Origin of the sequence: Clostridium ihumii AP5, from assembly GCF_000612845.1 — a bacterium.
GTDB classification, from domain to species: domain Bacteria; phylum Bacillota; class Clostridia; order Clostridiales; family Clostridiaceae; genus Clostridium_J; species Clostridium_J ihumii.
Window position 1 is genome coordinate 108,646 of the sequence record NZ_CCAT010000085.1, and the last position, 12,676, is coordinate 121,321.

The window sequence follows — 12,676 nt, forward strand, 5'->3', positions numbered from 1 at the left end:
TTTTACCCCCACATTACTTATTATTTTTAACAACAACTTTTCCATCTTCTATCCTTACAATTCTATCAGCAAGTTGTGCTATTTCTTCATTGTGGGTAATCATAACCATAGTTTGATTAAACTTTTTGCTTGTTGTTTTTAAAAGTCCTATAACATCCATACTTGTTTTGCTATCAAGATTTCCAGTAGGTTCATCTGCAAGTATAATACTTGGTTTTGTAGCCAATGCTCTTGCAATTGCAACCCTTTGCTGTTGTCCACCAGATAAATTATTAGGCATATTGCTTAGTTTTTCTTTTAATCCTAATGTATCTATTATTGAATCAACGTAATGTTTATCAATCTTAGTTCCATCTAATTCTATTGGAAGTACAATATTTTCATAAACATTTAATATAGGTACTAAGTTATAATTTTGAAATATAAATCCAATACTTCTTCTTCTAAAGATTGTAAGTTCTTCATCTTTCATACTACTTAATCTTTTATTATTTATAATAGTCTCTCCACTAGTAGGTTTATCAAGTCCACCAAGCATATTTAATAAAGTTGACTTTCCACTTCCTGAAGTACCTACTATTGCAACAAACTCACCTTCATTTACATCTATACTTATTCCATCTAATGCCTTAACCACATTAGGTTCTTCACCATATATCTTAACTAAATTTTCTGTTTTTAAAATATACATTTATCTCACTCCCAAACTTCTTATTTCCTATAATTCTATTCTAAACAATACTTCTTACAATCTTCTTACAGTGTAATTTTATTTATAATATTTTTTCACTTCTAAACTTCAACTTTTATATCATAATTTTATGCATAAAAATAGGATAGACTATTTAAAACCTATCCAAACAAATTTAATTACTACTATATATAGTAACCTTAATTAAAATACTATTTTATTATTTTTAACATAGCTCTTAATACAAAGTAATCTTAAATATTATATCTTTATTTTTATTTTCTACAGTCAAATCTCCACCATGTAATTCTATTATTCTTTTTGCTATACTTAACCCTAACCCTGAACCTTCATTGTCACTACTTCTTGCTTTATCTAATCTATAAAACTTTTCAAATATTTTTTCTAACTCTTTTTCATTTAAGCCTTCGCAATGATTTATAAACAATATTTCTATATCTTCTATCTTTTTCTCAATTATTACCTTAAATATTGAATTTGGATCACTGTATTTTTCAGCATTTTTTACTAAGTTCTCAATAACACGTACAAATAACTTAGGGTCTATATCATAATATAAATCTTTGTATGGATTTTCTAATATTACTTCTATATTATTTTCTTGAAAACTTAATATACTTTCACCAACTATTTGATTAATTAGACTTGAAATATTGTATTTTACTTTATCTATTTTTATATTATTATCAGTTAACTTAGTGTATTCAAAAAGTTCATTAACTAATTCTTTAAGTCTTAAACTTTTATTATATGCTATTTTAATATATTTCTCTTTATCTTGTTCATTAATATCTTTATTATTTAATAATTCTAAATAACCAACTATAGAAGTTAATGGTGTTTTTAAATCATGAGAAATATTAGTGATAAGCTCATTTTTATTATTTTCTATCTTCTTTTCATTTTCTATCTTTTTCCCAAGTTCTATGGACATATCATTTATACTCTTACATAACTTAGATAATTCATCCTTGCCTTTTATTTCAATTGTTGTCCCAAATCCCTTTTCTTTAATAACATTGACTTCCTTTGTTATAAACTTTATATACTTAACTTTTCTATTTACAAAAAAAATAAATGTAGCTAAAAATATAGCTATTCCTATAAAACACATAATAAAGAAGAAATTCACTGATATAAAATAGTTAATTTCTATAAGGTTTTTGATATTAGGATTTAACTTTAATACAATTGCTACTAAAATCATAACCCCTTCAATAGCTACTATTACCGAAATTATTACAACTGACAATAAATATATACTCATTTTATTTAAATTAATTTGTCTAAGTCTTTTTGTACAAAAAATAGCTACTGTTAATACAAAAACCAATATTGATATTATCTTTAAAAACTTCGTGTCTGTATAAGTTAATCCCATTTCCAATGTTCCATTATTTTGTTGCTTTCTAACTAAAATTGCATATCCCTCTGCCATTACTAACTGAGCTAAAAAAAATCCTATAAATATTCCTAGTATTAAATTATATTTTATATTTATTTTCTTTTTCATATTTTATACCCTACACCCCATACAGTTTTTATGTATTCTGGAGTTTTAGGATCCTTCTCTATTTTTTGTCTAAGTTTAGTTATGTGAACCATGATAGATGTATCTCCTACAGCATACTTATCTCTCCAAATGTTTTCATAAATTTGTTCAACACTAAAAACCATCCCTCTGTTTTTACACAATAACTCTAATATTTTATATTCTGTTGGCGTTAAATTTATCTCCTTGCCTTCCACTACTACACTTCTCATATCAGTGTCTACCTTCAAATCTCCTATAGTTATCAAACTCTTATCTGAGTTATTAAAAATAGTATATCTTCTTAAATGCGATTTAACCCTTGCAATTAACTCCATAGAACTAAAAGGTTTTGCTATATAATCATCTGCCCCTAAAGCTAACCCCTTTATCATATCTATTTCCTCGTCTTTTGCTGTTAAAAAAATTACTGGCATAGTGTAACTTTTTCTTATTTCTATTAAAGTTTGTAAACCATCAACTTTCGGCATCATTATATCTAAAATAACTAAATCATATTTCTTTCCTTCAATTAGTTTTAAAGCTTCTTCTCCATTAGATGCATTATCTACATTAAAATTTTCTGTTTTCATATAAACAGCTATAAGTTCTCTAATGTCTTTGTCATCATCAACTACTAATATATTTTTACCCATTTTTCTCTCCTCTGCATTGTAAGATATATGCTGGTGGTAAATTTCGTATCTCCTTTTTATAATTAATACTACAAAAGTAGTTTTCGAAAAGTTTTAATTTGAATAATGAATATTGAAAAGTTATGAAACATCCTTTTTCATTAATTATTTTTGCTGTTTTATTTAAAATTGTTCTTGAAATTTCTTTAGGCAATGATGCAAATGGAAGTCCTGATAAAATGTAATCCACATTTTTTATGTTATTCTGTTTTAATATTATATCAATATTTTCAGCACTATCATTGATTATTATTACATTATTCTTATAACCATATTTCTCTTTTAAAATATTATAAAATTCATTATTTACTTCAATTAATAAAACTTTTGTATCTTCTTTTACTTTTGATAATATTTTTTCAGTAAAAACTCCTGTTCCTGGTCCAAATTCCACTATACACTTAGCTTTATTAAAATTAATCTCATTCACCATTTTATCAGCTAAATATCTACCACTTGGAGCAATTGCACCTACCAATCTAGGATTTTTAATATATTCTATTATAAACATTATAAGTATTACCTCCACAAATTCTTTTTTATTAATTATAAAAATAATTGTTTAAGTAAATCTCTATAAATGTTTTAAGATTTCTTAATAATTTACTTATTAATCATTAAATTTGTTAACATAAATGTGTGCACACTCAAAAAAAATAATAGTCCCAATTATAATTGGATGCTACTATTTTCTATTAAGTATTTTCTCTAACAACTCTACATGGATTACCATAAGCCACCTTATTAGAAGCAATATTCTTAGTAACAACACTTCCTGCACCTATTACAACATTATCTCCAATTGTTACTCCTGGCATTATTATTGCACCACCACCAATCCACACATTATCACCTATAACTACTGGTGCTGTTTTAGTCTTACAAAACTCAAATGAACCATCTTCTTTAGTTTTTCCAAACCTATCCTTTGCATTCGTTGGATGAAATGCTGTATATATTTGAACATTTGGTGCAATTAATGCATTGTTTCCAATAGTTATTTTATTATCATCTAAAAAAGTACAATTCATATTAACTTCGCAATTATTCCCAAAGTAAATATTATTTCCATAGTCAACAAAAAATGGAGCTGTAATCCAAAGATTCTTTCCTTTACCTCCAAGTAAATTATCTAAAATTCTATTTTTAGTATTCATATCAGATGATATACAATTATTGTATTCTCTAATTAAATCTTTAGCTTTATGCCATTGTTTAATTAGTTCATCATCTCCACAGTCATAAAGTTCTCCTGCTAGCATTTTCTCCCTTTCAGTCATAACAATCTCCTCACTAACCCATTTATATTCTACTTTAAATTTAATATTATTCTAGTACTCCCATTTACAATTATTTAAAAATACCTTAGGTGTTAAATTCATTTTTTCCGAAAAAGTTTTTATTGCTCTAAACACTTTAATCATAAAATAAAATTCTTCTAATTCATTTATGTTAATTTTATCATCACAGATAAATTTAATTTCTAAATTTTTATTATAAATATCAACTAATATATCTTTTATATATTGTAACTGCCTCATTCCTTTTACATTATATCCTTCTTTTGCAACTCTAGTATGTTTTATATCTAGTTTATCACTTATAATTAATGTTAAAGTCATAATATTATCACTATTAAATCCATCACTATGGCTTTTTATTGAATCTAAAACTAACTCTCTATTTTTTAATAAAATATTATTTTCATCAAAATACTTTTTAGCAAACTCATAACTTCGTAAGGCATGATTATTTTTACCTTCTACTGCACCAACATCATGTAATATAGCTGCTATCTTTGCTTCTTCTATAAAATTCTCATCATAATTTAATTTTTTCAATAAAACTTCAACTAACTTTGAAACATTTTTTACATGTTCTAAATTATGATGTGCCCACCCTTTATCTAAATCTTCAAACTCAGATATCTTATTATACTGTTGAATAATCTTCTCATCATTTACTATTTGCTCAAACTTACTCATTTCTTTAACCTCTTTTAAATAACAATTTATATTCCAAAATGAATTATATATTTATTTTCTTCTCTTGCCTTTTTACATAAAAGAATTAACTCATTATATTCTAATTTATTTTGTGCTACTAAAATTTTCGTTAAATTATCCATTGACTCAGGTGGTATAAGTGTAATTCCACAATATGCAATACCTTTTCCTTCAACTTGAAGAGTATGCCAATAACAATTCAAGCTTTCTAATTCTATTAAAATTGGTTCAATAAACTCATCATCAACCTTAATACAATTATATTTGTTGGGTTGAGACTCATCAAATCTTTCTTTATATTGTGGTTCAATTTGCATAAGTCCAAACTCATGCTTTGCCATTATAATCACCTCTACAAATTCCCATTTTGCTTTAAACTTGTTTTCTTAATCTCTTGAACATATAATTTTTTGCACGGTTACAGTAGTTTATTCCTCTTTTCTTAAATCATCTTTTCCAATATGTTGTATTCCATTAAATATAAGATTTATTAGCTCTGTTAGTGTTTGCCACTGGGATTCATTTGAATCAAGATAGTAATAGTTTTTTGTACCTTCTCTACGTACATTCACAATTTCTGCTTCTTTCAATATTTTAAGATGATGTGATACAGCTGGGCGCGAAAGATGCGTCTTCTTCGTAATCTCCCCTACTCTAATTCCATTAAATTCACTCTCTAAAAGTGTAATCAAAATTAACTGTCTAGTCTCATCACCCATAGCAGAGAAAGCTTTACGACATATTTTAAATTTGCATGTTATTTCTTTTAATCTTTCCTGACATTCTTTTTCCATAAGTTTCTCCTAATCTTTATAAATAATTAACATTAGCAGTTTCTTTTTGTGCAGTCCGTCTATATTTCACATCTGGATATCCAATTACAAGAGTTGTAACTACATGATTCTTACTCTTTACATTTAAAATTTTTCGTAACTTTGATGAATGTTTTACAACCTCTGAGAAAAATCCACTATACAATACACCCAATCCATAAGACTCTGCCATTAATGCCATATTGGATGCTGCAAGTGAACCACTAATCTTATCCTTTGTTAGTACCATTATTGCAATAGATGCTTTCTTGAAAAAGAAATTATCATCAATTGTAACTTCCTTTGCATCTTTCATAAAAATACTTGCAATTGGTTTTATTCTTCTAAAAAACTTCACTGCAACTTCCTCATACTTTTCCTTATGATCTTTTAAAACAATGTATGATACATCTTGTGCATTTTTAGCACTAGGTGTAAATCGACCTGCCTCAATAATTTGCTTTATAATGTCTAAAGGTACTTCTTTATCTTTAAACTTACGAATTGTTCTTCTTGCTTTAATTGACATTAACAATTCATTGGAATCTAACTTAGGCTGTTTTACAAGTTCAATTGGTGATTCATCAAACCCATTCATTGTAATAGCCGCCTTGGGACAAATAGCTACACAATGACCACACTTTATACACTCTTGATTTTTTATTACTGATTTTTTATCTTTCATTTCAATATTATTTACCGGACAATCATTTTTGCAAAGACCACATCCAATACAAAGATTTCTATTAACTTCAATTATGTGCTTTTCTTTCATAAATATATTCATCTTCCTTTCGTTTATTTGTTTAAACTATTGTAGCATTTAAATATTATTTATATTCATTGGTAAAGAATTTGTTTACCATTAAATTTTTAATATACATATTTGGAATTATTCTAAGCATTCTTATCTGTTTGCTATATTAAGTATACAAACACTCTTCTGACAAACATAACCTTAGGCAATATATTTAAATACCTAAGGCTATAAATTTCATTTACTCCGTATTCAATCATAAATAGCTATACTAAATAGAATTCTTCTAATTTATTCTTAATAATGAAAAGTTACACTTCTAATTATATATACTTTTACTCCCTTGAACCATTTTGGAATATATACCTTTAATGTTCTTTGTAAATAATATCCCATTAGTGTTCCTAAAATAGTAAATACAAGCTGTAACCCTAAACTATTCGGAACAACTACAACACATATATCTTTTAAAACTACATTTAATACTAAAAAAACTGGTAGTAATAGAAGTATTAAATCTACTAAACATATTGATAAAACCACTAATGTTCCTGCAAATACTAATGGTAATCCTATTAAAATATTAAATATCTTCATTATTGTATATCCTACTATTTTTAATCCTTTTTCCATATGTCAACCTCAACCCCTATAACTTAATTTATTTCCTTCATAGTGCTATCTTTTATATCTAATTCTTTTTCACCTACTACAGATAAAGATTCCAATTCACTAAAAACTTTTTTTGATATAAATACTATTATTCCTCCTGCTATAAATGCTCCAAAAATTATTAATGAAATATTATCTCTTAATATCTCAAAAAGATATCCATATACTAATTGTCCTATTGGTTGGGCACACATACCTATTGTTAAACAAATTGACATTACCTTTCCTATTAAATCTCCTGGTGTTTCTCCTTGTATAAAAGTTATCATCTGGATACTAAATATAGTTGATACCGTCATAATAAAGAAGCAACAAATAGTTATAATAATATATGAAATATTAGTTGGTATTTCAAACATAAGAACTAAGCCCATAGGAATTAATGCTAATATATCTAAAAATAATATTATATAACTATTAGATATTTTCAATTTTTTAACTAATAACCCTGTTAAAATGCCTCCAAATAATCCCCCTAAAGCTATAACACCTTGTGTTATTCCATAGGCTTGGCTAGACATATTTAATACAGTTGTGATAATTACTGGTATTCCTACTATTATCATGGCAGTTAAAACTAAATTAAAAAGTGAAATTATAACAATAGTTCTAAATAATACTGGTTTATCTTTCACAACAAAACTTACACTCGTTTTTATATCATTTTTCACTATTGAAACTATACTATCTGTAGTTTCATTTTTTACATATGGTATTTTCATAATCATTTCCATAATTATAGCTAAAATAAAACATACTATACTTGCTAGCAATATTGGAATTAATCCATATACTCCATATAAAAGTCCACCTATTATTGGCCCGATTAAACTTGCTAAAGCACTAACTTGATTAATAATTGCATTTCCCTTAAGCAAATCTTCTTTATCTACTAAAAAAGGTAAACTAGCTTGTACTGACGGTTGATATGCTCCCTGTATTCCATATAAAATCATCAAAGTTATAATTATTAATATTACTAAATTTGAACTTCCAATAAAAATTGTAAAACCAATCATTAATAATGCTGTAATAAAATCTAATACCACCATAACATATTTTTTATTTACTCTATCAGCTATAATTCCACCAAATGGAGTTAATAAAATCATTGGAATGAATGAACATGCTGATACTAACCCAAACAATGCAGCTGAACCTGTTTCTTCTAAAAGATATAATGGTAAAGCAAACCTTAAAATTGAATTCCCAAAAAGAGATATTATTTGCCCTATCACCATTAGTGTAAAGTTTTTGTTTAAAAATTTTATTTTATTTTCCATATTATTATCCTCCTAAATATTTTACATACATTCGTTTGGTATGTATTTTTTTAAAATTAAACTGCCAATTAGGCAGTTATTTTTTACTATTTTCAATAATACTACGGTACTTTTCCATTACCTCTAGAAATTCATCATCTAAAACTGGAATTCCCAAGCCTATTAATACATCTTTTAAAAACTCAAACTTTTGTCTGAATTCTTCTTTACTAACAAAAAATATAGATGGATTTAACCACACATTCATCAATATAAGAAAACTTTCTGCAACCTCTTTGGGATTGTTAGTTTTTATAGATCCATCATTCATACCTTCTCTAATAATTGGTTCAATTACATTAGGTACTATTGTTTCTATAACATCAAAAAGCTGCTGTGTTAATATCCTTGGATTTTTCATTAAATTAGGTGCTGCTTTAATAAGCCTTTCTTGAGCAGGATTCTTTAACGATGTAATTAACACTTTTTTTAACTTATCTAACCCATTTTCATAAGTAATTTTTTCTAGTTCTAAGGAATCTTCATCAGAACCTCTATAAATTCTAGGTATTACCGCTTCCATTATTTCTTCCTTTGATTTGAAGTGATGATAAATTGCACCCTTACTTAAATCACCAAGTTCATCTACAATATCTTGTATAGTTGTATTATCATAGCCTTTTTTTAAGAATAAATCCATGGAAGTATCTAATATACGATTTATTGTAATCTCTGGATTTTTATTTCTTGCCATAACAATCCCCCTTTACATACTTTCGTTCGGTATGTATTAAAATTATCATTTCTTTTTATCAATGTCAATATCTTGTACTAATAATTTATAAATTATATTGATTTTTATTTAACATATATCCCCAATACAAATTAAAATTTGACGAAAAGTTAATAGTGAAGATTTGCTATTTGGAATCACTAAAGGGAATTCTTTTAATGTATATTAGGCTTCAGCTTGGTTGAATTTATTTATATGTATAGCTACAACGATTTCTGTAAAAAAAGTATGCTAATCAAATGATTTTAGCATACTTTTTTACATTCCTTATTTAACAATATTAAATATATGAATATTCTGAATCAATAAAGTTTATGATTATACTATTTTACGAGATTTAGAGAAACTTATTCATTGATGTATAACTTGATACTTGAAATCCAAAATTTTTATATAATGATTTCCCTTTTTCAGTTGACATTAAATCAACTGCAACAACGCCTAATAACTTTGCTTCCGATAAAAGTTCATTCATAACTTTCGTTGCAATGCCTTGTCCTCTATATTGAGGATATGTAAAAACATTGTATACCGTACCCACAAGATATGATGAAAACGCTATTAGTGGAGGTCTTTCCACCATTGACATAAATGCAGTTGCTAATACTTCATTTTCATTCTCTGCAATCATAGCAATAAATCCCTTATTAAGATATTTAGTAAAATATTCTTCTAACTTTTTTCTAATATCCTGCACTTCTTCATCAGAAAACACACCTTTTTCTGCAAACAAATAATCCATACGAATCTTTATAAGAAGGTCCATATCCTCTTTACCCAACTTTCTTACTCTCATATCTTTCACCACCTTACATTTATAAATCTCACTTCGCACTCTTCTACAATAGTTAATTATTATTATACCTTAGACATAAACACAATACCAATATTTTGAATCTGTTGATTTTCATACTCAGAATTTAAATAAAAAATTTGCGACTACTTATAATACAGTTCTCCGTAGTACCTAAAAGTGAGGTTCTAAATACACAATTATACAGATATAGTATAGTTTACTTTTCATACATACATTGTTATTCAAAATAAAAATAATAAAGCATCCTACTACTAGAATGCCTTAACTAAATAAAAACATTATTCTTTTTTAATTTTTAACTAATATATATACTGTCCATATAAAATATTAAAATAAAATATTATTTTTGTCGTATTTACTATATACATTTTTTAAATTATTATATCTTTTTATATCAACATCTCTTATATATGATAAATATCCTAATATCCTATCTTTATTTCCTTCATTTTTAATTAATAATCTATATATTTCTCTTTTAATCTCTCTATACTTTTTACTTCCAATTGATAACGAATTATTATTATTGTCTATAACTATCCCGGTAACAGCTCGTCTAGATTTTTTATTCATAAAGTATGTTTTATTATCATTAAGAATAAATTTGTTTTTATTTAATATTCTCATAATATCTTTAATTATATTTTCATCTATATAATCTTTACCAGATATTATAATATCATCAGCATACCTAGTATATATTAAATGTTTCCCCATAATACATTTATTTATTATTTCTTCATCTATATCATACATAACACAATTAGAAATAATAGGAGATGAAACACTTCCAACTACTAAGTATTCACCATTATAAAAAACTATATTCTTTATTAACTCAATATCTTCACTATTGATATTATCGATTTTCTTTAGAAGTTTGTCCAGGTGATAATGTGATATGTTTTCAAAAAAATTAGTTATATCTAAATGCAACATATAATTAGAATTCTTATGCATTAATGCATTTTTCTTAACTGAATTTCCTTGTGAATATGCTGTACTATAGTCGCTAATAGGAAACTTTGAAAAAATTCTCTTTACCAACCAATATTGCATTAATTTAAGTTCTTTACTAGGATGATATATTGTCCTATACCCCCTCTTCTTTTTCTTAATTCTATATTTTTTATAAGCAGTATTTTTTTTTGATATTTTTAATATAAATTCTTCATCTAAATTTAAATCTTTACTCATTAATTCTAATATCATTATCATCATCACCCCACAATCTTTCAGAGCAATTTTTTCTCATATCATAAAGAATTCTCATTCTAATTTCATTATACTTCTCTTTATTTATGTTAAACAAGGTATTATAATATGTATAATTGCCATATTTCTTTATATATTCCCCTTCTACACTAATTAAATTCATATTATTCATCAGCTTAATTACTTCACTCGGAGAATTAATTTTATGTTTTTCTCTATTTTCAATATCATAGTTAGATATTTCTTTAACTCTCTTATAAATATAAAAAAGTTCATATTTTGTTATAGGCTGAAATAGCTCCACAATATTTAATAATTCATAAATTAAGTTCCTTAAATCTATTTTTTTATTGTTATTATTAGGGTTAATAGTAATTTTTTTCTCCTTTATCCTTTTTATACAATCATTAAGTTGAAAATTACTTTTGAATAATTTATATTCATCGTCAACTAATATACATCTTTCTTCATCATTTATATATATTTTTCTTATAGGTCCTTCATTTATAAATGATTTTTCATCCTTATACCTTTTATCATTTATTACAATAAGTTTTTCAAAAAATTTATTTTTAACTGTAAATGCTCCCAGTTCGCAAATTGTTCCAGGACTTTCTATTATAATTATAATATCTTCACTAAGCTCAGCTAATAACTCTTCAAATGTTAGTGTATCAATCATAGAACTACTATCGTATATTTTTTCTGATATTGTACATATTAATGTTTTTGATGATAGCTTATCAATTAAGAATTGTCTTTTATTTTCATTCTCATTCAATTGTTTACTATCAATAACAACTCCTGACTCATTTATTATCTGTTTTCCACACACGAAAACAAACTTAGGTATCTCGCTACTTACAAATTTATTTTTTCTTCTACTGTATGATAACTTATCTATTATATTTTGAATATTTTTTGAATTTAAAATTGACATAATATTCCCCCATTTGCATAAAAAAAGAGCTTTACATTAAAGCACAAGGCAAATGAAAGTGTGACTTAATTATGCGGTGCATAATTAAGTTGCAATTTTATTTGCCAGAATGCTACCAATATCTCATCCTCTGAACTCAACTCAAAGGAGCACAGTATATCTAAAAGAATATACCATACGATTAATACTAAAGCTCTAATTATATTATACAATTTAATTACTTATTAATCAATATTTTACATTATATCTTTTCGCAAAATTATACTCTTGTATTTTTTATTATATACTACTTATGATACGGTTCTCTATTTCTTATTCTAAATTAACCTACTTTAAAACTTTAACTTCTATATTTTAAAATTTTATGTATTACTTTTTGTATTTTTATAATGGAAAATTTAAATAAGCCATTCATTGAAAATTGAATTAGAAGCTGTTATATATTTTTATTTCATTTTTAAGAT

The 12,676-nt window shown here is 25.6% G+C and carries 15 protein-coding genes; all 15 read right to left on the bottom strand.

Annotated elements, in window-relative coordinates; genetic code table 11:
- Positions 1-13 precede the first annotated feature (13 nt).
- Positions 14-691, bottom strand: a complete 678-nt coding sequence (locus tag BN346_RS18480) for an ABC transporter ATP-binding protein (protein WP_040330538.1) — start codon at positions 689-691, stop codon at positions 14-16.
- A 238-nt stretch (positions 692-929) separates the two neighbouring features.
- Positions 930-2,225 (bottom strand): HAMP domain-containing sensor histidine kinase, encoded by a 1,296-nt coding sequence (locus tag BN346_RS18485; protein ID WP_040330539.1) that lies wholly within the window; start codon positions 2,223-2,225, stop codon positions 930-932.
- Positions 2,222-2,899: a response regulator transcription factor gene (locus BN346_RS18490; protein WP_040330540.1), complete on the bottom strand. Its 678-nt coding sequence runs from the start codon at positions 2,897-2,899 to the stop codon at positions 2,222-2,224. Before BN346_RS18490 ends, BN346_RS18485 begins: the two co-directional genes overlap by 4 nt.
- Positions 2,892-3,449 carry a class I SAM-dependent methyltransferase gene (locus tag BN346_RS18495; protein WP_040330541.1) on the bottom strand — a complete coding sequence of 186 codons (558 nt, stop codon included), beginning with the start codon at positions 3,447-3,449 and terminating at the stop codon, positions 2,892-2,894. The genes BN346_RS18490 and BN346_RS18495 overlap by 8 nt, the downstream gene beginning before the upstream one ends.
- 184 nt (positions 3,450-3,633) lie before the next feature.
- Positions 3,634-4,218 carry a sugar O-acetyltransferase gene (locus BN346_RS18500; protein ID WP_040330543.1) on the bottom strand — a complete coding sequence of 195 codons (585 nt, stop codon included), beginning with the start codon at positions 4,216-4,218 and terminating at the stop codon, positions 3,634-3,636.
- 51 nt (positions 4,219-4,269) lie between these two features.
- The gene (locus BN346_RS18505; RefSeq protein ID WP_040330544.1) at positions 4,270-4,923 is read right to left on the bottom strand and encodes an HD domain-containing protein; all 654 of its coding nucleotides are present in this window, start codon (positions 4,921-4,923) and stop codon (positions 4,270-4,272) included.
- Positions 4,924-4,949: 26 nt separating this feature from the next.
- On the bottom strand, positions 4,950-5,285 hold the full coding sequence (locus tag BN346_RS18510) for a hypothetical protein (protein ID WP_040330545.1): 336 nt from the start codon (positions 5,283-5,285) through the stop codon (positions 4,950-4,952).
- An 87-nt stretch (positions 5,286-5,372) separates the two neighbouring features.
- Entirely contained in the window at positions 5,373-5,738 is a 366-nt protein-coding gene (locus BN346_RS18515; protein ID WP_040330546.1) for an ArsR/SmtB family transcription factor, read from the bottom strand.
- Positions 5,739-5,754: 16 nt separating this feature from the next.
- Positions 5,755-6,531 (bottom strand): nitroreductase family protein, encoded by a 777-nt coding sequence (locus tag BN346_RS18520; protein ID WP_040330547.1) that lies wholly within the window; start codon positions 6,529-6,531, stop codon positions 5,755-5,757.
- Between the two features lie 279 nt (positions 6,532-6,810).
- Positions 6,811-7,146: a hypothetical protein gene (locus tag BN346_RS18525; protein WP_040330548.1), complete on the bottom strand. Its 336-nt coding sequence runs from the start codon at positions 7,144-7,146 to the stop codon at positions 6,811-6,813.
- A 23-nt stretch (positions 7,147-7,169) separates the two neighbouring features.
- A complete protein-coding gene (locus BN346_RS18530) occupies positions 7,170-8,468 on the bottom strand; it encodes an MFS transporter (RefSeq protein ID WP_040330549.1) in 1,299 nt (432 codons plus the stop codon).
- A gap of 76 nt (positions 8,469-8,544) precedes the next feature.
- Positions 8,545-9,201 carry a TetR/AcrR family transcriptional regulator gene (locus BN346_RS18535; RefSeq protein ID WP_040330550.1) on the bottom strand — a complete coding sequence of 219 codons (657 nt, stop codon included), beginning with the start codon at positions 9,199-9,201 and terminating at the stop codon, positions 8,545-8,547.
- A gap of 376 nt (positions 9,202-9,577) precedes the next feature.
- Positions 9,578-10,036, bottom strand: a complete 459-nt coding sequence (locus tag BN346_RS18540; protein WP_040330551.1) for a GNAT family N-acetyltransferase — start codon at positions 10,034-10,036, stop codon at positions 9,578-9,580.
- Between the two features lie 348 nt (positions 10,037-10,384).
- Positions 10,385-11,269, bottom strand: coding sequence for a retron St85 family RNA-directed DNA polymerase (locus BN346_RS18545; protein ID WP_158644516.1), 885 nt, complete (start codon positions 11,267-11,269; stop codon positions 10,385-10,387).
- Positions 11,247-12,212 carry a retron St85 family effector protein gene (locus BN346_RS20735; protein ID WP_051540517.1) on the bottom strand — a complete coding sequence of 322 codons (966 nt, stop codon included), beginning with the start codon at positions 12,210-12,212 and terminating at the stop codon, positions 11,247-11,249. The genes BN346_RS18545 and BN346_RS20735 overlap by 23 nt, the downstream gene beginning before the upstream one ends.
- Positions 12,213-12,676: the final 464 nt, after the last annotated feature.